This is a genomic window from Nocardia sp. NPDC056000, assembly GCF_042269265.1.
Lineage (GTDB): Bacteria > Actinomycetota > Actinomycetes > Mycobacteriales > Mycobacteriaceae > Nocardia.
Genome location: NZ_JBHJXS010000009.1, coordinates 1 through 21,591 on the forward strand (window position 1 = coordinate 1; position 21,591 = coordinate 21,591).

Annotated in this window: 20 protein-coding genes; 13 read left to right on the forward strand and 7 right to left on the reverse strand. The window is 66.0% G+C overall.

Going from position 1 to position 21,591, the window contains the following annotated elements:
• The coding region (locus tag ACFC4D_RS25250) for a type 1 glutamine amidotransferase domain-containing protein (RefSeq protein WP_376066989.1) at window positions 1–664 on the forward strand (664 nt) is incomplete at its 5' end.
• 18 nt (window positions 665–682) lie between these two features.
• Here the strand turns inward: ACFC4D_RS25250 and ACFC4D_RS25255 are convergent.
• Complete coding sequence (locus tag ACFC4D_RS25255) at window positions 683–1,501, reverse strand: SigB/SigF/SigG family RNA polymerase sigma factor (RefSeq protein ID WP_376066990.1); 819 nt, start codon at window positions 1,499–1,501, stop codon at window positions 683–685.
• A 351-nt stretch (window positions 1,502–1,852) separates the two neighbouring features.
• Here ACFC4D_RS25255 and ACFC4D_RS25260 point away from each other — a divergent pair, with 351 nt between their 5' ends.
• Window positions 1,853–2,125: a GlsB/YeaQ/YmgE family stress response membrane protein gene (locus ACFC4D_RS25260; RefSeq protein ID WP_375959623.1), complete on the forward strand. Its 273-nt coding sequence runs from the start codon at window positions 1,853–1,855 to the stop codon at window positions 2,123–2,125.
• Window positions 2,126–2,189: 64 nt separating this feature from the next.
• Here the strand turns inward: ACFC4D_RS25260 and ACFC4D_RS25265 are convergent, their stop codons facing one another.
• Window positions 2,190–2,417, reverse strand: coding sequence for a SelT/SelW/SelH family protein (locus tag ACFC4D_RS25265; RefSeq protein ID WP_375959625.1), 228 nt, complete (start codon window positions 2,415–2,417; stop codon window positions 2,190–2,192).
• A gap of 44 nt (window positions 2,418–2,461) precedes the next feature.
• A complete protein-coding gene (locus tag ACFC4D_RS25270; RefSeq protein WP_376066992.1) occupies window positions 2,462–2,947 on the reverse strand; it encodes a carboxymuconolactone decarboxylase family protein in 486 nt (161 codons plus the stop codon).
• 46 nt (window positions 2,948–2,993) lie between these two features.
• Here ACFC4D_RS25270 and ACFC4D_RS25275 point away from each other — a divergent pair, with 46 nt between their 5' ends.
• The 3 genes from ACFC4D_RS25275 (at window position 2,994) to ACFC4D_RS25285 (ending at window position 5,642) form a co-directional block, all read left to right on the forward strand.
• A complete protein-coding gene (locus ACFC4D_RS25275) occupies window positions 2,994–4,457 on the forward strand; it encodes a PLP-dependent aminotransferase family protein (protein WP_376066994.1) in 1,464 nt (487 codons plus the stop codon).
• Between the two features lie 59 nt (window positions 4,458–4,516).
• Entirely contained in the window at window positions 4,517–5,311 is a 795-nt protein-coding gene (locus ACFC4D_RS25280; RefSeq protein WP_376066996.1) for a maleylpyruvate isomerase family mycothiol-dependent enzyme, read from the forward strand.
• A 127-nt stretch (window positions 5,312–5,438) separates the two neighbouring features.
• On the forward strand, window positions 5,439–5,642 hold the full coding sequence (locus tag ACFC4D_RS25285; RefSeq protein WP_375959633.1) for a cold-shock protein: 204 nt from the start codon (window positions 5,439–5,441) through the stop codon (window positions 5,640–5,642).
• Window positions 5,643–5,735: 93 nt separating this feature from the next.
• Here the strand turns inward: ACFC4D_RS25285 and ACFC4D_RS25290 are convergent, their stop codons facing one another.
• Window positions 5,736–6,614 carry an alpha/beta fold hydrolase gene (locus tag ACFC4D_RS25290; RefSeq protein ID WP_376066998.1) on the reverse strand — a complete coding sequence of 293 codons (879 nt, stop codon included), beginning with the start codon at window positions 6,612–6,614 and terminating at the stop codon, window positions 5,736–5,738.
• Between the two features lie 129 nt (window positions 6,615–6,743).
• On the opposite strand from ACFC4D_RS25290, the gene ACFC4D_RS25295 reads away from it, so the two are divergent.
• The 4 genes from ACFC4D_RS25295 to ACFC4D_RS25310 all read left to right on the forward strand — a co-directional run bounded on the left by ACFC4D_RS25295 (window position 6,744) and on the right by ACFC4D_RS25310 (window position 11,079).
• A complete protein-coding gene (locus tag ACFC4D_RS25295) occupies window positions 6,744–7,136 on the forward strand; it encodes a YciI family protein (RefSeq protein WP_376066999.1) in 393 nt (130 codons plus the stop codon).
• The gene (locus tag ACFC4D_RS25300) at window positions 7,133–8,377 is read left to right on the forward strand and encodes an RNA polymerase sigma factor (protein WP_376067001.1); all 1,245 of its coding nucleotides are present in this window, start codon (window positions 7,133–7,135) and stop codon (window positions 8,375–8,377) included. Before ACFC4D_RS25295 ends, ACFC4D_RS25300 begins: the two co-directional genes overlap by 4 nt.
• Window positions 8,378–8,504: 127 nt before the next feature.
• Window positions 8,505–9,974 carry a carboxylesterase/lipase family protein gene (locus ACFC4D_RS25305; RefSeq protein ID WP_376067004.1) on the forward strand — a complete coding sequence of 490 codons (1,470 nt, stop codon included), beginning with the start codon at window positions 8,505–8,507 and terminating at the stop codon, window positions 9,972–9,974.
• A 166-nt stretch (window positions 9,975–10,140) separates the two neighbouring features.
• Window positions 10,141–11,079 carry a hypothetical protein gene (locus ACFC4D_RS25310; protein ID WP_376067007.1) on the forward strand — a complete coding sequence of 313 codons (939 nt, stop codon included), beginning with the start codon at window positions 10,141–10,143 and terminating at the stop codon, window positions 11,077–11,079.
• 50 nt (window positions 11,080–11,129) lie between these two features.
• On the opposite strand, the gene ACFC4D_RS25315 is transcribed toward ACFC4D_RS25310, so the two are convergent.
• The gene (locus ACFC4D_RS25315; protein WP_376067008.1) at window positions 11,130–12,053 is read right to left on the reverse strand and encodes an LLM class flavin-dependent oxidoreductase; all 924 of its coding nucleotides are present in this window, start codon (window positions 12,051–12,053) and stop codon (window positions 11,130–11,132) included.
• 183 nt (window positions 12,054–12,236) lie between these two features.
• Between ACFC4D_RS25315 and ACFC4D_RS25320 the strand changes: the two genes are divergently transcribed.
• The 4 genes from ACFC4D_RS25320 to ACFC4D_RS25335 all read left to right on the forward strand — a co-directional run bounded on the left by ACFC4D_RS25320 (window position 12,237) and on the right by ACFC4D_RS25335 (window position 15,189).
• Window positions 12,237–12,608, forward strand: coding sequence for a YciI family protein (locus ACFC4D_RS25320; protein WP_364648139.1), 372 nt, complete (start codon window positions 12,237–12,239; stop codon window positions 12,606–12,608).
• Window positions 12,605–12,952, forward strand: coding sequence for a YciI family protein (locus ACFC4D_RS25325; protein ID WP_376067011.1), 348 nt, complete (start codon window positions 12,605–12,607; stop codon window positions 12,950–12,952). Before ACFC4D_RS25320 ends, ACFC4D_RS25325 begins: the two co-directional genes overlap by 4 nt.
• Complete coding sequence (locus ACFC4D_RS25330) at window positions 12,949–14,196, forward strand: RNA polymerase sigma factor (RefSeq protein WP_376067014.1); 1,248 nt, start codon at window positions 12,949–12,951, stop codon at window positions 14,194–14,196. Before ACFC4D_RS25325 ends, ACFC4D_RS25330 begins: the two co-directional genes overlap by 4 nt.
• A 111-nt stretch (window positions 14,197–14,307) precedes the next feature.
• Window positions 14,308–15,189 (forward strand): cyclopropane mycolic acid synthase family methyltransferase, encoded by an 882-nt coding sequence (locus ACFC4D_RS25335; protein WP_376067824.1) that lies wholly within the window; start codon window positions 14,308–14,310, stop codon window positions 15,187–15,189.
• Window positions 15,190–15,256: 67 nt separating this feature from the next.
• On the opposite strand, the gene ACFC4D_RS25340 is transcribed toward ACFC4D_RS25335, so the two are convergent.
• A complete protein-coding gene (locus ACFC4D_RS25340; protein ID WP_376067016.1) occupies window positions 15,257–15,973 on the reverse strand; it encodes a hypothetical protein in 717 nt (238 codons plus the stop codon).
• A 126-nt stretch (window positions 15,974–16,099) separates the two neighbouring features.
• Complete coding sequence (locus ACFC4D_RS25345; RefSeq protein ID WP_376067019.1) at window positions 16,100–21,580, reverse strand: carboxyl transferase domain-containing protein; 5,481 nt, start codon at window positions 21,578–21,580, stop codon at window positions 16,100–16,102.
• Window positions 21,581–21,591 lie beyond the last annotated feature (11 nt).

Here is a 21,591-nt window from a genome sequence, read left to right on the forward strand (position 1 = left end):
GAGCAGCACCGCTGCTCACGGCCCCGCCGTATTGCCCACACCCGAACGCGCCGACGCACGCCGGTTTGGGATACGCGTTGCCGGGCAACCGGCAGACATGCCAGCAGAACTCGCCGGACGGCGCATTGCGATCATCACCTCGAACACCGGGGTGGAGCACGACGAGCTTGTGGTCCCGCGTGACCGGTTGCGCGAACGCGGGGCGCATGTGGTGCACGCGGCCGTGAAAGCCGAACCCGTGCATACCTATCGGCATGACCTCGAACCCGCCGAGACGATCGAGCCCGATATCGGCCTCGACGGTATCGGGACCGGCGACTTCGATCTTCTGGTCATTCCCGGGGGGACCGTCAACGCGGACAAGCTGCGCATGGATGCACGGGCTCGGGAACTGGTGCGCGCCTTCATCGCCGAAGGCAAACCGATCGCCGCGATCTGCCATGGGCCTTGGCTGCTGGTGGAGGCCGACGTGCTGCCCGGCAAGACGCTCACTTCGTACGAGTCGGTGCGCACCGATATCACCAATGCCGGTGGCAGCTGGGTGGACGAGGCGGTGGTGCGAAGTGACGAGAAGGGCTGGCCGCTGATCACCTCACGCAAACCGGACGATCTGACCGATTTCGTGGATGGCATCACCGCTGCCCTGACCGACCGATCTCGCTGAGATCGGCCAGTCGTCGAGTCAGGCGGCCTGCAGGGCTTGGGCGCGCAGGTCGGTCAGGATTCGGGTCAGCAGGCGCGAGACCTGCATTTGGGAGACGCCCATGGCCTTGGCGATCTGGGCCTGGGTCTTCTCCTGTCCGTACCGCATGATCAGGACGGCGCGGTCGCGGTCGGGCAGCTCCGCCAATAGCGGGCCGATGGTGAGCGAATCCTCCATCAGCACGTATCCGGGGTCGATCTCGCACAGGCTGTTGATCGGAGATAGTGAGGTGCCGTCGCGGTCGGCCGTTTGCGGGGCGTCGAGGGAGGCGGCGGTGTAGCTGTTGCGGGCGATGAGCGCCTGGGTGATCTCGGTGAGTTCGGCCTGCAGATGCTCGGCCAACTCGCGTGCGGTGGGTTCGCGGCCCAATGTCTGCGACAGGCTCGGGATCGCGACGCCGAGTTGCTGCTGGAGTTCCTTGGTGCGGCGCGGCACCCGGACGGCCCAGGTGCTGTCACGGAAGTAGCGCTTGACCTCTCCCATGATCGTGGGGACCGCGAACCCCAGGAACGAAGCGCCGTTGGTGGGGTCGAATCGATCCACCGCGAGGACTACTCCGACCGCGGCGATCTGGGCCAGATCCTCGTACTCCACGCCGCGTCCGGTGTACCGGCGCGCGATGTGCTGCCCCAGGGGCAGGCATTTGCCGATGATCTTCTGCCGCAGGGGCTCACGCTCCGGATCGGCCGGAGCCAGGTCCGCGAGCCGATGCAGCAGGGGTTCGATGTCGTCGTAGGATTCGCCGCCCGTCGGTGCGCGATGAGTGCTTGCCGGTTGTGCTGCGGATTCAGTTGACATCTCGACCTCTCAATGAGGTTTGCCGGGCAAAAAGGAAAATTCTGCTTCGAAAATAGGTGGTAATTCTCAGTACACTACCCCGCTGAGCATGCCTCGAGAAACGAACCGAAGTCAGCGCCTTCGAAAAATTCAGCGAAATATGCTCTCTGACCTGCGGCTAAACATACTTACCCAAGCTAATTTCCATCGACTCGGCACCGCACCGCCGTACAGAATCGATATTTTGAATTTCGCCGCAGCGAATCATTGACACCCAGTTCGTCGACAGCGTTTCGATTCGCCGGTTCAGGGCATCCGGGATGTGAGGACACAAGATCAGCCGCCGGTTGACCAGTACCTTAGGAGTTCATCATGCTCGGTCTCGGTATTCTCGGTTGGATCATCATCGGCGGTCTCGCCGGGTGGATTGCCAGCAAGTTCATGAAAACCGATGCGCAGCAGGGCATTTTGCTCAACATCGTGGTCGGCATCGTCGGTGGTTTGCTCGGCGGATTCCTGCTGAAGCTCTTCGGCGTCGATGTCGAAGGTGGCGGGCTGTGGTTCAGCTTCTTCACCTGCCTGGGTGGCGCGGTGATCCTGCTGTTCCTGGTCAATCTCGTCATGGGTCGGCGCGCGGTGCACTGATCCACGCCGGTCCCGAACGCTGCCAGCGCGGCCACCACGAATTCGTGGTGGCCGCGTTGGCGTTTCAGGCGATCGCGGCGGCAACGGCCTCGACGATCGCGTCGGGGGCGGGAAACCCCTGGCGGGACTTGGTGGCCACGACCTCACCGTCGACGGTGACGCGGTAGACGCCGCCCTTGCCCGGGACGAGCTCCGGGGCGATGCCCAGTTCGGTGCCGAGCGCTTCGGCGGCGGCCTGGGCGCGCTTCAAATAGCCGCACGGCTTGCAGTAGGTGATGACGACCTCGGACATGATCGGACTCCTTGACGTATTCGATAATCGGATCGGGTTGCGGGTCAGGCGTTTTCGTCGCCGGACAGGGTCCAGGGGCGGGCGGTCGCGCCCAGGCGGGTCCAGGTGTTGATGATGGCGATATGCCACACCAGCTCGGCGAGTTCCTTTTCCTCGAAGTGGGCTGCGGCCTCGTCCCAAATCTGTTGGTTCACTTCACCGTCCGCGATGCGGGTCATGGCTTCGGCGAGGTCGAACGCGGCACGCTCGCGCGGGGTGAAGAAGGGGGCTTCACGCCATACCGCGACCAGGCTCACGCGACGCCAGGTATCACCGCCCGCGATCGCGTCCCGCGAGTGCATGTCGACACAGTAGACGCAGCCGTTGATCTGGGCGACGCGCAGTTTCACCAGCTCCCGCAGCGGCTTTTCGAGCGTGGTTCGCTGGGCGGCGAGCTCGAGTCCGTTGAGGGCTTTGGCCATTCCCGGGGCGAGTTCGTCGATCGCGAGGCGGGTGGTCGGCTGGACGAAGGTGCTCGATGTCGTTGTCATGCTTCAACGGTAGGTCGATAATGGATCACTGTAAGGAGCCAATTGAATGCCTGATTATTGGTCCACTTTGGACGTCGATCTACACCTTCTCCTCGAACCGGACGCAGGTCGCCGGGTCGGGTTGGAGCATGCGTTGCGCGAGGCCATCCGAGACGGCCGGTTGGCCGCAGGCGCGCGGCTGCCGTCGACTCGGACGCTCGCGACCGAGCTCGGGCTCTCTCGTGGAACGGTGAGCTCGGCGTACGACCAGCTCATCGCCGAGGGGCATCTGATCGCGAGGCAGGGCTCGGGCACACGTGTGGCCGCCACCGTCACGACCCGCGACGCCGCTGCTCCGCAAATCAGACGGGATACGAAACAGATTGCGGCAGTGCGGCATACGTTGCGCGCGGGTACTCCCGACGTCAACCGCTTCCCCACTGCCGCATGGCTGAAGGCGGCTCGCAAGGCACTCAACAGCGCGCCCTCGGAAGCATTCGGCTACGGCGATCCCCGCGGCCGGATCGAACTGCGGTCCGCGCTCGCCGAGTATCTCGGACGCACGCGAGGCGTGCTGTCCACGCCGGACCGGATCATCATCACCACCGGGGTCCAGCAGGCATTGGCATTGCTCGCCACCGCGCTGTTGGATTCGGGCACATCCACGATCGCGATGGAGGACCCGTACATTCCCTCGTTCCGCGATACGGTGCGATCGGCGGGGCCCGATGTGAGGCCGCTGCCGGTCGACGATGACGGCGCACGGGTGGATCTGCTCACCACCGGCGAGTTCGAAAACGTTGGCGCAGCGGTCATTACACCCAGCCACCAGTTCCCCATCGGCTCAACCCTGAGCCCCGCGCGCCGCCAGCAACTGGCCGACTGGGCACGCGCCGGACACCTGGTCATCGAGGACGATTACGACGGCGAATTCCGCTACGACCGCCAACCCGTCGGCGCGATTCAGGGCATCGCCCCCGATCACGTGGTGTACCTCGGCACCGCGTCCAAAACTCTCGGCCCGGGCCTGCGTCTGGCGTGGATGGTGCTCCCACCGCATCTGGTCGGCCCGGTCACCGAGGCAAAGCTGCTCGCCGACCGGCACTCCGAGACCCTCGGCCAACTGACCCTGGCCGAAATGATCACCTCACACGCCTACGACCGCCATATCCGATCCTCTCGTCTGCGCTATCGCCGCCGCCGCGACCTGCTCGCGGACCGCCTCAAACCGCGAGCGGGCCGCCCGCTGACCGGCTTCGCCCTCGGCGGTATCGCGGCCGGACTGCACGCGCTGATCCGACTCGAACCCGCCGGACTCACGGAGGACGAAGTCCTGTCCCGCGCAGCCGAATACGGACTCGAACTGGCCGGGCTCACCGAAATGTGGCTCACGCCAATCCAACCCGACCGTCCGCAGGGCATTGTGGTGGGATTCGCCGCGCCCTCGGACAGCGCCTACCCCGCCACGCTGGACGCGCTGGTGCGATCGTTGTCCTGGGGTTCTACCGGGGGCCGAAACCCGCACCGATGAGTTCTGCCGACTGAACCGGTCATATCCCCTACAACCGAATTCGCGAAAGGACCGTCCGAATGACCGAGTTGAACGCCGAGCACGCCAGGCAAGCGATCGTCGAGCACACCCGGAGCCTCACGGAAGCGGCCGCCGCGGCCGGACCCGATGCCGTGGTGCCGACTGCCCCGCAGTGGACCGTCTCCGATCTGGTCGAACATGTCGGTCAGACCCAGCACTGGGTCTCGGAGATCATCGAGCGGCGCATCACCGATCCCATGCAATTGCCCAGGGAGATGGCTGTTCTCCCCACCAACCCGCAGGAATGGTCGGCATGGCTGTCCGAATCCGCGCGGCGGGTCGCGAACGCCTGCTCTGATGACGCGCTCGACGCGCCGGTGTTCAACCCCGCCGGGGATGAGCGGTCCGGGACTCGATTCTGGCTCGCGAGTCTGCTGAACGAAGCGGTCGTACACGGCGCGGACGCCGCAGGCGCGGCGAAGCGAACTGTCGATATCGACGCCGATATCGCGGCCGCGCTCATCACCAATCACTTCGCGATGCTCACCTCCCCCAACTGGGAAATGCAACGGTCCGAGTCCGCTCACGCCATTCGCGGCACCGGGCAGCGATTGCAATGGGCCGCAACCGATCTCGACGGCGACGCGGGCGCGTGGTTCGTCGAACGGCGACCCGACGGCGCGAACTGGCAGCCCGGATCCCATCCCGCCGACGTCACGATCAGCGGCCCGGCGCGATCGCTGCTGTTGACTTTGACCCGCCGACTCCCGCTCACCGACAGCGGCATCACCGTCGACGGTGACACCACGCTCGCGCAGCACTGGCTGGACAACACCGCTCACGTCGCCGGCTGATAGCGCCGCTGTCTGTTGGGTCACAGGATCGGTTCCCCAGCGCGAACAGTGACATAGTCATTGGTGAGCACGGGCGTCTTACCAAGAAATTTGCCCGGCTCACTACAGAAAAGAAGTTGTAAACAGCATGGCTCAAGGCAGCGTTAAATGGTTCAACGGCGAAAAAGGCTTCGGCTTCATCGCCCAAGACGGAGGCGGCCCTGACGTCTTCGTGCATTACTCGGCCGTCAGCGGCTCGGGGTACAAATCCCTCGAAGAGGGTCAGCGCGTCGAGTTCGCGGTAGAGCAGGGCCAGAAGGGCCCGCAGGCGCAGGACGTCCGCGCTATCTGATTCGTTCAGACTTGTCAGCAGCCTCGCACCCAACGGTGCGGGGCTGCTGTCGTTTCCGGCCGACCGGTTCCGCGAGTTCGGTTTCAGCGCAACTCATTCGGGGTCGATTCCCAGCAGTCGCCGGGCACCGGCCGCGTATGCGGCGGGATCCTCGATCTGCGGATAGTGCCCGAGGCCCGGAAGCTCGATGACCGCGCCGCCGGGCCGTAGCGCACGCAGTCCGTCCAGGACCGCCGTGGTCGCCACCGGATCACCTGTGGCCCACAGGAATCCGAGCGTCCCCTGCCAATCGCGAACGGCTCCGTGCCAACGCTCGGCATAGGTCACGCGCTCATCGAGGTACGCGGTCAGCAGATGCGCGATGCGGTGGCCGCGCGCGGAACTCAGCAACGCCCACTGTGCCGCGGCCTCCTGCGCGGTCAGCGGATGCTGTGCCGAAAACAGTTGCGCGAACTCGCGAGTGAATACCGGGCGATTGGCCAGCCGGGCCGCGATCGGACCGAGGGGGCCGCGCAGGATCTGCTGAATCGGCCGCAGCGAAGCCCGTTCCAGGATCACGCTACCGTTGCCGAGCACGGCGCGCTCCATCGAAAACAACAGCGCGCCTTCGATATCGCGGGCGAGCAGCTCGGTGAGCACCGAGGTTCCCATGTCATGCGCCAGCACTACGACCGGTCCGGACTCGAGGGTGGCGAGCACTTCCTCGACGATATCGGCGTGCTCGAACAGGCTGTATCGATGCGGGCGCGGCTTATCGGAGAGCCCGAAGCCCGGGAAGTCCAGGGCTATCCACGACCTGCCCCCGAGATCATCGACGATGCGGCTGAAATCGTACGAACTCGACGGATATCCGTGCAACAGCAGCACCGCCGGTCCCGTCCCGGACCCCGTCCGTACGAACACCTGGCCCACCGAAGTGGGCACCAGCCGTCCGCCTTCGCGCCACACCCGCACTGCTTCAGGCGACGTCACATCTCTCCCTCTCGACTCCGAACAGATTCTCGCCGTCGAGGGGCTCCGATGTCGACAGCGTGACATCGGCTCCGACGTTCGGGTAAGGATGGGTCATTCGGGCGCATCCGTGATCGCGAAGGAGCCGTGATGAAGTACGTGATTCTCATTCACTCCAACCCGCAGCCGTGGGGACATCCGACGGGTGATTACCTGCCCGAGTATCAGGCGATGACTCAGCAGGAGCGGGATCGGATAACCTCCGATTTCGAGAACCTGCTCGGCGAGATGCAAGAGAAGGGTGAGCTGCTGACCGGGGAGGCGTTGGGCGCGCCCGAGTCGTCGCGGCTGTACCGGTGGGGTGATGGAAAGCCGCTGATGACCGATGGACCGTATTCGGAGGCCAAGGAACATTTGGCGGGGTTCTTCCTGATCGATGTCGAAAACCAGGCTCGCGCAGAGGAAATCGCCGCGCAGTTCGCAGGGCCGGGCGAAACCATCGAACTGCGGCCCGCGATGTGGCCGGGCGGCGACGACCAATGAGCGACCGGGTGGTGGAGGACGTGTGGCGGCGCGAGTCGCCGCATGTCCTCGCCGCCCTGCTGCGCAGGCACGGCGATCTCGGGGACTGCGAGGATGCCGCCCAGGAGGCGGCCGAGGCGGCGGCGGTGCAGTGGGATCGTGACGGCGTGCCCGACAATCCGCGCGGCTGGCTGATCACCGTGGCATCGCGGCGATTGATCGACCGATTGCGGGCAGACCGGGCACGGGCCGGGCGCGAGGAGGCAATGGCGGTCGCGCAGTCCCGCGACTCATCCCTCGCGCGTCCGGCGGATCATGAGCCGGTGGGCGACCGCGACGACATGCTGCAACTATTCGTACTGTGCTGCCATCCGAGTCTGAGCCGCTCGTCCCAGGTCGCGTTGACCCTGCACGCGATTGGCGGTCTGGGAACCAGCGAGATCGCCGCCGCCTACCTGGTTCCCGAACGCACCATGGCGCAACGCCTAAGCCGGGCGCGGTCGACGCTGAGATCGGCCGGTGCGACGTTCGAGCTCCCGGGGCACGCGGACTTGCCCGCGCGTATCGCGTCCGTACTGGATGTATGCCATCTGCTGTTCACCGAGGGCCACACCCGTTCTGCCGGTGGCGCACTCGTGGATCGGGGCCTGACCGAAGAGGCGATCCGGCTCACTCGTCAATTGCATTGTGCGATACCGGATCACGATGAAGTCGCGGGCGCTCTCGCGCTGATGCTGCTCACCCACGCCCGGGCCGCGACCCGCACGGAGGGCGGCAACCTGATTCCGCTGGCCGAACAGGACCGAGCCCGCTGGGATCGGGATCTGATCTCCGAAGGCGTCGCCATCCTGGAGCGAATCCTGCCCCGCGGCCATATCGGCCGCTTCCAGTTGCAGGCCGCGATCGCCGCCGTGCACGCCGAGGCACCCACCTGGGAGGACACCGACTGGCGGCAGATCAGCATCCTCTACGCCATGCTGGATCGCGTCGCGCCGAGTTGGGTCGTCACCCTCAACCGCTCCGTCGCCGTCGGTATGGCCTTCGGTCCACAGCAGGGCCTGGACCTGATCGCACCGCTGCTCGACAACCCATCCGTAGTGCGTCATCACCGAACTCACGCGGTACGCGCGCACCTACTGGAGATGGTCGGCGACCGACCCGCCGCCATCGACAGCTACCGCCGAGCCGCCCAACTCACCGCGAGCATCCCCGAACAGCGATACCTCAACGACCGCGCACGCCGCCTCGCCCACTCGGTGTAGTCGCAACGGATCCGACGGAGGGCCGAGATTGCCCGGTACTGTCGTTCAAGATCGATGATGGCGCGTGCCTCGAACGACGTTGCCACGATGCTGACCTTTGATTCGGTTCACGATCCAGGGCGGTGCGATGGAAGACCGATTGGTAGTCGATACGGCCGAGGGCGCGGTGCGGGGCGTCGCGGATGGGAATGGCCGGTGTTTTCGTGGCATTCCGTTCGCGATGCCGCCCGTGGGCGAGCTTCGCTTCCAGCCGCCTGAACCAGCTCAGCGCTGGGCCGATGTCCGTTCGGCGGAGCAGTTTCCCCCGGCCCCGGCGCAAGGCACGGGCGGGCTGGCCGGTGACGGAGGGTCGACGTTTCCCACGTTTCCGACAGCGGCCATCACCACGACGTCGGAAGACTGCCTGTATCTGAATGTGTGGACTCCGGCAGCGAGCGGCGAACCGCTCCCGGTGGTGGTGTGGATTTTCGGGGGCGGTCTCGAGGCCGGGTCTGCCAATCCGCCGTACAGCGATGGATCGGCGCTGTCCCGTCTGACGGGTGCGGTCGTGGTGACGATCAACTACCGTCTCGCCGCGCTGGGCCACCTGTTTCTGGAAGGGTATTCGTCGAATCTCGCACTGCAGGATCAGGTTTGCGCTCTCGGCTGGGTGAAGCGCAATATCGAGCGCTTCGGCGGCGATCCGGACAACATCACCGTGGCCGGGCAGTCCGCGGGGGCGTTCTCGATCGGCGCGCTGCTCGGTATGCCGAGCGCGCGCGGCTTGTTCAGCAAGGCAATTCTGCACAGCGGCAATGCCTCTCGCATCATCGATCGGCAGGTGGCCGCCGCCATGGCGGCCGACCTGCTCGACGCGCTACACGTCGACGAGCAGCGGCAATTGCGTTCCGTCCCACTGCAATCGATTCTGGATCTGCAAAGCACCGTTGTATCGGGGGACATCGGAGAGCGCAACCTGCCGGGTGGGCGGGCCTGGGGCACCGTCGTGGACGGCACCGTGGTTCCCGTCCACCCGTTGCACGCGCTCACCGGTGAGGTAGCACTGCTGGTCGGCACCACCCGCGACGAAGTGCAGATATTCCGCCTCCTCGCCGGTGACAGCTTCGAGGTTCCCCTGACGCAACTCCATGAGGAAATGCGGCGAATCGGGGTCACCGACCCAGCCGCTTTGGCAGATGCGTACCAGGCCCGCATCGGTTCCGCCGATCCAGCGGGCCTTCGAGTCGCTTTCCTGAGCGACGCCGCCTATCGCAGACCCGCGATCGACCTGGTCCAAGCCCAGCTCGCGGCGGGCGGGACCGCCCACCACTTCCTGCTGGAGGACGAACCGTGCGGCCCGCAGATGGGCGCGTTCCACGGCTCGGACCTGCTGTTCATCTTCGACAAGCTGTCCCAGGTCGACGCGGCTACCCCGGCTCATCTGGCCGCGCAGACCATGCTGGTCGACGCGTGGCGGGCCTTCCTCTGGAAGGGCGATCCGGGCTGGACACCGTGGCTGCCCGGGGCACCGAGTTCCCGCGCCATCGGAGGGAGGAACGACATGGTGAGCGAACCTCCCCTCGACGCCGTCAGCACGTTCTGGCCCGGACGCGGTTGAAGACGAACCGACCAGGCGGTCGCAAATTATCGAAATATGTTCTGCGCGAGCCATTTTCAGGTGATCACTGGGTGCCGCAACTAGACTGATGCCCTCGGACGCACAATGCCGTCGTCGCATCGCTCGACTCCAACCGCTCCAGCGCAGAAAGCTGCGGTGAGTTCTGATGTCACCACTATCTCGTCCGCAACCCGACACTCGACTATGGACTTCCGGCACAGCCCAGCCGGGCGCCTGGGCCGATCAAGCGCCTGTTCCCGGCGCGACCTCGCCCACCGGCCCGGCACTGGCGGTGTTCCAACATCGCCTGCACATGGCATGGCGTGCGCAGGACAGCACCGACAGCATCTGGTTCTCCGCAACCGGCGACGACCTGACCTGGGGCGAACCGTGGAACCTGCCCTATGTCGGCACCTCCGATCGGCCCGCGCTCTGCGCCCTGCCCGATGCGGGAGCCGAAGCGCTATACCTGGCATGGAAGGGGCAGCACCACGATCACAGCATCTACTGGTCCACCTCTGCCGACGGTCACAAATGGGAGGACCAGCAGATCCTCGGTGGCGCGGAGACCTCGCGCGGCCCGAACCTGATCGTATTTCGCGGTGTCCTGCAAGCTTTTTGGCGCGGCAGTGAACATCTGATCACCTCGAACCAGAATCTCTACTCCGCCGTTCACAACGAAACCGGTTGGAGCGCACCGATGATGCTGGCGGGGATGGCGTCGGTGGAGAGCCCCGCGCTCGCTGTGCTGGGCGATACCCTCTACCTCGCGCATCGCGGACCCAAGGCAATGCTCGACGATGACAAGTGGATTCGCCTGTGGAGCACCACCAATGGCGTCTCGTGGACATCACGAGCCAATCCCCCGGACGCCTTCTCCGATCTCGCACCCGCACTCGCCGCCCATGACGGCCGCCTGCATCTGGCCTGGAAATCCGCCAGCGGACCGGAAATCTGGTACTCGTCATTCGACGGTGACCAATCCTGGCAGCCACCGTCCCGGGCGGCCGCCTTCGAAACCGCTTGCGGCCCAGCACTGTGCGCGTTTCGCCCTGCGATAGGCACGAACCAGCTGAATCTGTCCTGGCGTGGTTCCACCCTGTGAGTTCGTCGTGCCCGCTGTACGACCTCTGAGGAAGACGCGGCCCATGCCGGTTAGCTCGGCGCGACGCGTTGCGCCTCCAGACCGAGTGTGTCGGCAAGTGCGCCAAGCAGTTCCACTTGGCGTTCGGGGTGGACCGAGGCCAGGTTGAGGGTCAGGTGCATTTCATCGGCACCCGCCTGCTGTGCCCGGTCGAGGTCGGCGCAGATGGTGTCGGTGAAGACGGTGGGGGTGGCGGGTTCGCCGCCGGGGTAGGTCTGGAGGGTGTTGAGGATGACGGGGCCGGGGCCGCCCGCGTCTCGGTACCAGGCGATTCTGGTGGGGGTTTCGGTCCAGTCCAGGGCGACGGTGATGAAGCCGTCGGCCACGGTGGCGGCTCGTTCGATGGTCGAGCGGACCATTGCGCCGAAGTAGAGGGGGATCGAGTCGCCCCAGGGTTTCGGGCCGACGGTGGAGCGCGGGATTCGGTAGCGGGTGCCGTTGAATTCCACGGGGTCCGGTCCCCAGCAGGCGCGCATGACGGCGACGTGTTCGATGAATCCCGCGCCGCGGTGGGTGCGCGGGATGCCCGCTGCGATGAATTCTTCGGGGATCATCCAGGAGGCGTCCTCCGCTCCGCCGCCGCCCTGACCGATACCGGCTTCGAGGCGACCGCGGGATAGACGGTCGAGGGTGGCGAGGCGGCGGGCGAGCACGATCGGGGGTTGGAAGAGTGAGTTCACCACCCCCGAGGTCAGGCGAATTCGGTTGGTGTGGGCGGCGGCCCAGGTCAGGACTTCCAGGGGATCCCAGACGTAGGACTCCGGCAGACCGTCTTTGAGGTTCGTGGTCGGTGCGACTGGGAGCAGGAGTCGCTCATTGACCGAGATGGCGTGATAGCCGAACCGCTCGGCGGCCTGGGCTATCAGGGTGATCGCCTCGGGTCCGCTGTGCGGGCCGAAGCTGGGCAGGCCGATGCCGATGCGAGGGATGGTCATGGTGTCTCCGGTTCGTCCGTGGGTGCCGGGTTCGGCACGCTCACCCTGTGGTCGGAGCGGACTCGCGAAATTTGCGGCGATTGTGCCCGGGTGGGATGTCAAGATCGAGTGGGCTGCTCCGACTCATGGGTGAGCGGCGCCATCGGGGCATCGCATCGGCCAGGAGGAAACATCGTGAAATTCATGCTGATCATGCATTCGAACCCGTTGATCTGGGACGCGCTCACCGATGAGGAGCGCAATGAGGTGATGAGCGGGCACGGGGCGTTCATGGATACGATCCGCGAATCCGGGGAGATGATCGGCACGGCGGCACTGGCCGATGTCTCCGAGAGCGTGGTGGTCAGTGTCCGGAACGGTGCGCGGACGGTGACGGACGGACCGTACCTCGAGGCCAAGGAGTACCTGGGCGGTTACTACCTGGTCGAGTGTGAGAGCCGGGAACGCGCGCTGGAGTTGGCGGGGATGATTCCCGATGCCAAGGTCGAAGGTCTCGGGATCGAGGTGCGCCGAGTGGTGTTCGCCAGCGATCGTGGTGATCTGGATACGCCGTGAAGTTCCTGCTGAACGTGTATGTCGACGCTGCGGATTCGCAAGCGGCGCGGGCTCATTCGACCCAGGCGGCGGATTTCGCGGACACTGTGCGGCGGTCCGGGGAATTGGTCGACGGGCATGTGTTCGCCGACCCGTCGACGTACACGGTGGTGCGGGTCAGGAATGGGGAGCCGTTGCTCACCGAGGGGCCGTACCTCGAAACGGGGGCCCGGGCGAGTAGCTATTACGTGCTCGATTGTGAGGACCTCGCACGGGCGGTGGAATTGGCCGCGCGTTATCCCGCAACGCAATTCGACGCGGTGGAGATCCGGCCGCTCATGACACCCGCCGGTTGGGAGATGTGAGCGTGGACCCCGAGAACCTGGGAAACCGGTTGCGCGAGTTGGCACCTCAGGTTCTCGGGGCACTGCTGCGGCGCTACGAGGCGTTCGATACCTGCGAGGACGCGGTTCAGGAAGCGCTGCTCGCGGCGGTGCGGCAGTGGCCGGTGGACGGGATGCCCGATGATCCGCGCGCCTGGCTGGTCACGGTCGCCTCGCGCCGGGTGGTGGACCATATTCGCAGTGAGGAGGCGCGGCGTCGCCGCGAGGAGGCCGCCGCCGTTCGAGATGGTCCGGGGGCGTATCTCGCTGCCGCACCTGATGATTCGGGATCGGGCAACCACGATGACACGCTCACCCTGCTGTTTCTGTGCTGTCATCCGGCGCTGACCGAGTCATCCCGCATCGCGCTCACCCTGCGCGCGGTGGGCGGACTCGGCACGGCGGAGGTGGCGCGTGCGTTTCTGGTTCCCGAGGCCACGATGGGACCGCGAATCAGCCGGGCCAAACAGCGGATTCGGGCGGCGGGCTCACGGTTCGAAATGCCCACCGGCGAGGAGTACACCGAGCGGCTGGGTGCGGTGTTGCATGTGCTGTACCTGATCTTCAACGAGGGCTACACCGCCAGTTCCGGACCGGAGCTGCGACGCGATGAACTCGCCTCGGAGGCAATCAGGCTCACCCGCTCGCTGCATCGCGCGCTCCCCGACGATGGTGAGGTAGCGGGCCTGCTCGCGCTGATGTTGCTGACCGACGCCCGGCGTTCGGCTCGGGTGGATGCCGGCGGAGGTTTGGTCCCGCTCGCCGAACAGGACCGAACCCGTTGGGACGCAGCGCGAATCGAGGAGGGCGCGGCCCTGGTGAGCGATGCCATGGGACGCTCGCCGCTCGGGCCGTATCAACTCCAGGCGGCAATCGCGGCACTGCATGTGCAAGCGGCCCGGGCCGAGGATACGGACTGGCAGCAGATCCGTACGCTCTACCGGATCCTGGGCCGAATCGCGCCGAATCCGATGGTGACCCTCAATCACGCGGTAGCCGTGGCGATGACCGACGGACCGCGCGCGGCGCTGGAGTTGCTGGCCGAGTTGGACGCCGACCCACGCATGGCCGGTCATCATCGCCTGCACGCCGTGCGCGCCCACCTACTGGAGTTGGCTGAAGACAACTCCGCCGCGCGAGAGGCATATCTGCTCGCCGCCCGGCGCACGACGAGCCTGCCGGAACAGCGTTATCTGCTCGACCGGGCGGATCGCATTTCCGAATAATCAAACGTGATACAGATCACATCAATTGACCAAGCGTTTTCATCTGACAAACCGACTCGTAGGTAATTGAATGACTCGCCGTTTGTCCTACGATCCGGAGGCAATTCACCCGTGAGCCGTCACACGCCGTTTTTCGACGATATTCAGGCCCATTACGACCTGTCCGACGAGTTCTTCGCACTGTTTCTCGACCCGACCCGCACCTACAGTTGCGCCTACTTCGAGCAGGACGATTACACCCTCGAACAGGCCCAGCGCGCGAAAGTCGATCTCGCACTGGGCAAGTGCGATCTGCGCCCGGGCATGACCCTGCTCGACGTGGGCTGCGGCTGGGGCGCGACCATGCTGCGCGCCCTGGACGCCTACGACGTCAACGTCATCGGCCTGACGCTGAGCCGCAACCAGCACGACTACGTCCAGTCCCAGCTCGACCGCCGCCCGGGCGGCGGCAGGCACGCCGAGGTGCGATTACAAGGCTGGGAAGAATTCGACGGACAGGTCGATCGAATTGTCAGCATCGGCGCGTTCGAACATTTCCGAAAGGAACGGTACCCGGACTTTTTCGATTTCGCCCACGCCGCTATGCCAGCCGACGGCCGAATGTTGTTGCACACCATAGTCATGAATACCCAGGGTTATCTCCACGACCGCGGAATCTCTTACACCCGTGACGATGTCGAGTTTCTGAAGTTCATCCGCAAGGAAATCTTCCCGAATGGCTGCCTGCCCTTCCCTGCCAGCGCCGCGTTCAAGGGCGTGAAGGAATACGCCGAGGAAGGCGGCTTCGACGTCGAGCGCATGCACGCGCTGCAACCGCATTACGCACGCACACTGGATCATTGGGCGGAAGCCCTGCAGGATCACCGCGACGAGGCGGTCGACATGTGCGGGCAGGCGAACTACGACACCTACATGCGCTACCTCACCGGATGCGCCGATCGTTTCCGCTCCGGCCTGATCGACGTCGTGCAGTTCACCTGCGCCAAGCGCTGAAAACCGCTGGGCGGGTATCGAAAAGCCCCTTCGGCTGTGCGGCCGAAGGGGCAGAGCAGACAGAACGCTATTTCGCAGGCGCCGGGGTGAATGGTTCGTTGATCGTGGTGAAGTACTGCACCGCTGCGGCTATGGCCACCGGTGCGGTTACCAGGATCATGCCCGCGACGGCGCCCAGTGCGCCCATGGCGGCGGCACCGGCCAGGCAGCCGACGACCGCGCCCGGGAGGAAGAAGAACAGGCCGCCGATGATGCCGGTGGCGATGCTGGCGCCCGCGCCGACCGCGATGCCACCGAGTGCGCATCCGACTGCGGCGCCGCCGATTCCGCCGACCAGGGTGCCGATGGTCGCGCCTAGGGCGATGGTGTCCTTCATGCGATTCCACGCGGCCTGCTCCCGATCGTAGGGAGTCTTCCACGGTGCGCCCTCCTGATAGGGCAGGGCGACGGGCTGATAGCTCGCGTGCTGTAGATCGAATAGTGGAGTGAGGGTTGCCGAATTGTCGCGAATGGTCGCGGCAATGGGGAAGACGAAATCGTCCACGCGGAACGATAGTTGGGTTCCGGCGACCACGGCGCCATTGGGAGCCTTGATTTCGAAGACACCGTCGGCGATATCCATGGAACCGATATCGGTGGAGATGGTTGCCGAACGATCGGTGGCCGAGGCGTTGTAGTGAATCACGTCACCGGCCGATCCCGTCGCCGCGTTCGCCGTTCCGGCCGACACCACCGATGCCACCGCCACCAGCGCCGCTACCGCCGCATACTTGACCTTGATCACGTGATTCCCCTTTCAACCCCTACTGCTTCGAATTCGCTGAAACATTCAGTGCTTGACAAGGAAACGCTAAGACTGCGGACAGGAACCCGGTAGGGACATTTGTCCCCGTGCAATACGTGACGGCTATTACACCCGCGTAATTTCGGCGGCGATACGGGGGCGCAATTCGGCGGCGGAAATGACCGCGTCGACGGAACCGACCTGTACGGCGCGTTGAATGCTGTGCACCCCATCGAATTCCGCGGCCAGTGCGGACAGTTGTTCCGCGCGAACCGAGGTGCGCGATTCGGCAAGTTCGGTGAGCAGTTCGGCGCGCTTGCCCGGGTCGTCGGTGCTGGCGATGTGCTGTTCGAGATCGCGGATTCGGGGGTCCTGGGCGGTGCGGGCATCGACGGTGCGAGCGAAGACCACTGCGGCGGCGGGGGCTCCGCCGATGACCGAGGCAAAGGAGCCTTCGACCGCCAGTACGGTCATCTCGGGGTTGAGGGCCTTCGAGAAGACTACGAACGCGCCGCCGTGGTAGCGCGAGATGACGCAGAATACGATCCGGCCCTCGAAATTCACCATGGCGCGGCCGATTTCGGCGCCGTACTCCAGTTGCAGGCGGCGCATCGACTCCGGGGAGCCGTCGAAACCGGAGAGGTTCGCCAGCACCACGACGGCGCGATTGCCGCTGGCGGCGTTGATCGCGCGGGCTACCTTCTTCGAAGACATGGGGAAAAGCGTTCCGGCGGTGAAGGATTCCGGTCCGTCGGCGGGTGGGAAGCCGTGGCGGGCGACGACGGCGGATTCGATGCCGATCAGGCATACCGACCGTCCGTCGATGCGTCCGTCGGCTACCACCGCGGTTTCGGCTTCGGCCATATCGGCCCAGCGCTCGGTGAGCAGATGGTCCTGGTCCGATACCGCGCGCAGTACCGCGCGGATCGAGAACGGCTTCTTGCGATCAGGATTGGTTGCGGCGGCGAAGATCTCGCCGACCGTGGTGAAGTCGCTGTCGGGATGACTGTGCGGGAAGACGGTGACGTCACGGTGCACCGGATCGGTGGTCTCGGCCCGGCGCGGGCCGGACTCTTCGGCAGCGACGTAGGTGTGTTCGTAGTGCCCGATCAGGATCTCGTGCGCGGCAAGCAGATTCGGGGCGAAGTATTGGGCCTGGCCGTTGGGGCCCATGACGCGGGCATAGCCGCCGATGCCGAAATTGTCTTCGGCCGACACCCCTCCGGAGAAGTCCAGGGACTGCTTACCGGTCAGCACCATCGCACTGGCGGGGGTCATGATCAGGATGCCCCGGGTGTGCATGAGCATGGTGGCTTCGGCGTTCCAGTACGGCTGCGCGCCGACATTGATTCCGGCAACGACGATATTGATCTCGCCACCGTTCTGGGTGAACCGCACGATTGCGCGCAGCACCCGCGCCACCCAGTCCATGTTCTCGGTGCCGGACTCCATCGAGATACGGGCACCAGAGGAGAGCGAATACCACTCCAGCGGAACGCCGTCGCGTTGTGCGCGATCGAGCGCGGCCTCGATGCGGGCGCATTCGGGTTCGCCGAGCGCGCCGAGTTCGCGATAGGGGTCCCCGAGCAGGACGATGCGACGCACGCCCTCGGGATGCAGTGCGGTGGGGGTGCTGACCACACCTGCGACCACGCCCGCGGTGTTGCGGCCGCGTGGCCGATCCACCTCCTTCAGGCCGGAACCCTCCGGGTCCAGATCGAGTTCGGTGAATCCGCCGCCGGATCCGCGTACCAGGTCGATCAGCTCGTACGGGTACACCGCACCGCGACGGCGCACCCGCAGCACCTTCTGGTCGTAGTCGTCGAGCGGTGCGAGCGGTTCCGATGGCGGCGCGTCCATGGTGACCTCGGTGCCGCCGGTCAGGTCGTAGCGGAAGCGGGTGACCTGGAATTCGTACGAGCCGTCGGGGCGGCGAATCCGCCCGTGCACGACGACTTCCTGGATACCGGCCCGCACGATCTGCGGTGCGGTCGCGTGCAGCCAATCCGCCAGCGCGGTGGTATCGATATCGATCACCGGGCGGATATCGAGCCAGACGTGATTGAGTTCGAGTCGCGTTCCGACTGGGTCGATTTCGCGCCGGGTTTGCGCCACCACCTCCGCGCAGGCATTGAGCACCGTTTCCGCGCCACGCACGGTCAGGATCGCGCCCGCACCGTCCCGGATCGGTTCGAAGCGCCGGACCTGGGCGAGCGCGACGAGGCGCTGATCGTGCGGGTTGTCCTTGGCCACCGCGTGATACACCAGCATGTCCGCCGGCGCGGGCTTGCGCTCGAGTTCGAATTCGCGCAATCGCCACAGGTGCAGGTGCCGCCCGACCAGCGGGTGCACACCGCGAATCACGGTGTCCTCCACCAGTTCTCCGGATCGCGTCCGGAAGGTGAAGTGCTCCAGCGAGTTCCCCTCCGACGGAGCGAGCGCGACGGTGATGCGGCGCGCGTGTGCCGCGAGTCCGGCATCGCGCAGCACCTCGAGCAGGCCGCTCGCGCGTTCCTCGATCGAAGCGGGGGCGTACGGCCAGGACAGCAGCAGATCGACCACGTGCACGTGATCCTCGGGCGCTCGGTCGAGCAGGCCGCGCAATGCGGTCGCGAGCGCGCCCGTCGGGCCTTCCCGGAGATCACTCATCCGGCCCAGGGCGGCAACGCAGGTGGTCGGCACCGCATGGTCCGGCCGCAGCTCGAGCAGATAGTCGCAGACCGCGAAGGCCCGTCCCGCAACGGTTTCCGCGCGCACCGCACCCAGGTGCTGCTCACCGTAGCGGCGACGGCACAGCACCTCGAGGATCGGTTCGGCGGGACCGACACCGTCCTGCCGCAATCGCGAAATGACAATGTGGTCCAGCGATTCGGCGATATCGGCGATCGCGGTGATTCGCCGCGTGCGTTCGGGCGACTCGGGTGTTCCCGCGAGCGCGCGCAATTCGTCGGCGACGCCAGACACGGCGGCGGCCTGGGCCTCTTGCGCCTCAGGGTGCAGATACCAGCGGAACTCGGCACTGCGGGCCAGCTCCGCCAGGATCGGTGTGCGTACCGCGCCGACGCGGGTCAGCCGGGCCAGTGCGGCGCGAATGGCGGGGTCGTCACCGGGGTGCGGCTCACCGAGCCATACCTTGAGCAGCTCTTGGATGATGAGGGCGCTGTCGTCGAATCGTCTGCCTGCCATGATGATTCGATAGACGGCTGCTTCCAGATCGGGCGTGCGGTCGGTACCGTCGACACCGTAACGTCGCAGGATCGTAGTCAGCGCGGCCTGGAATCCGGCCGAAAGCCCTCCGGCACAAGGATCGAGGCTGTGCAGGTAGGTATGCAGTTGTTCACGGTGGCTGCGGTGCGAATCCGCTTCCGGTGCCGGGTCGAACAATTCGGCCAGATCGCAGAACGCATCGATCAGCCCGGCTTCCGCGGCAAGCGGTGCGCCCTGCTCGGCCACGAGCCGATTGCGTTCGCGCAGGTATCGCTCCAGCGCCGAATCCTGTTCGTCACTGCGGTCGAAACCCGCTATCTCACCGGCCAACTCGCTCAGCGCGGTGCGTGCGTCCCGCATCCCGGACCCGTCGTGGACGCACGGCGGCAGCAGCAGATCGACGGGTTCGGTCGACACCTGCGCCGAGCCCTCCCCCACCGGCTCCAGCTGAGCCAGCAGCGTGCCGGTCGTCACCTGACTGCCGACCGAGACCAGCAGCCTGCGCACCCGTGCGTCGAACGGGGCCGGGAGCACGGTCTCCATCTTCATGCTCTCCAGCACCAATACCGGCGCTCCCGAGGCGATTTCGTCACCCGCCGATACGGGGGTGGCGACCACCAGCGCTGGTGCGGGCGCGCGCACCGCGCCGCCCTCGTCATGGCTCACCCGATGAGCGATACCGTCCACTTCGACCATGCGCACGGTGCCGTGCACCGCGGTGACGATCCGATAATCGCGGTCGCCGACCCGCAGACCGCACGAGTAGCGGTCACGACGGTCGAGCTCGGCGAGAAAACCGTTGTCGCCGACGGTGATCCAGTATCGGTCGGCCGCAAGACGGGACGCGGACACCCGATAGCCGCGACCGGCCAGTTCGACCTCGAGAGCAGGAATCCCCTCATCCAATACCTGCGGTCGGCCGCCGCGACCGGTTTCCCACAGTCGGGTGCGTCGCGCCTGTTCATCGCGCTCATACCCGGCGATGGCGGTGATCGCGAGTGCGATACCAGGCTGCTGCACGGGCGAGAGATCACCGGCCGCATGTGCGCGATCGACCCATCGGGTGTCGGCGGTGGCCTCCACGACCGCGGGCGCGTCCAGTAGCGACAGCAGCAGACTCTTATTGGTCGCTCCGCCCTCGATCACCACGGTGGTCTCGGTGATCGCGCGGCGCAGGCGGGCGAGCGCCTCGTTCCGGTCGCGGCCGTAGGCGATGATCTTCGCGATCATCGAATCGAAATCCGGTGGAATCTCATCACCTTCGACCACGCCGGTGTCGATGCGGATGCCGGGGCCCGACGGCCAGCGCAGCAGTTCGATGCGCCCGGGCGCGGGGGCGAAATCGCGATCGGCGTCCTCGGCATTGAGCCGGGCCTCGATGGCGTGCCCGCGCTCGGCCGGTCGCTCACCGCGCAACGGCAGCCCGGCCGCGACCTCGATCTGGGCTTTGACCAGATCGAAGCCGGTCGTCAGCTCGGTGATCGGGTGTTCGACCTGGAGCCGGGTATTGACCTCGAGGAAGGCGAACAGCCGTTCCTGGGGCTGGTAGAGGAATTCCACCGTGGCAGCGCCGTGATAGCCGACGGTCAGGGCCAGTCGCTCGGCCGAATCCTTCACCGTGGCAATCTGTTCCGCGCTCAGCAGCGGCGACGCGGATTCCTCGATGATCTTCTGATTGCGCCGCTGTACGGTGCAGTCGCGCACCCCGAGCGCCCAGGCGGTGCCGTGAGCGTCCGCGATGATCTGTACTTCGATATGCCGCGCGCCCTCGACCAGCCGTTCCAGGAACACCACCCCGCTGCCGAAGGCCCGCTCGGCTTCGGCGCTGGTGCGGGTGTACGCCTCGCGCAGTTCCTCGGGTGAGGCCACGATCCGGATGCCACGTCCGCCGCCACCGGCGGTTGCCTTGAGCATCAGGGGATACCCGATATCGGCAGCAGCCGCCAACGCAGCCTCGAGCGATTCCACCGGGCCTCGGCTCCACGGCGCGACGGGCACGCCGACGTCCTCGGCCAGCAGTTTCGCGCCGATCTTGTCGCCCAGGGACCGCATGGCGGCCGCACTCGGACCCAGGAACCGCACCCCGAGCCGATCGCACAGCTCCACGAACGCCGGATCCTCGGCCACGAAACCCCAACCGGCCCACGCCGCGTCGGCGCCGGTCTCGACCAGTGCCCGTTCCAGCACCGCCAGATCCAGGTACGGCCGCGCCGCAGCCGGTCCCAGGTCATACGATTCGTCGGCGGCTCGCACGAATCCCGCGTGCCGTTCACCCTCGGTGTAGAGCGCGATCGTCCGTAGCGGCGCACGATCACGATGTTCGGAATTGAATTCCCGGACAGCGTGAATCAGGCGGCGAGCCGCCTCCCCACGATTGACGATCGCGATACGCGTGAACATGGCAGGACTCC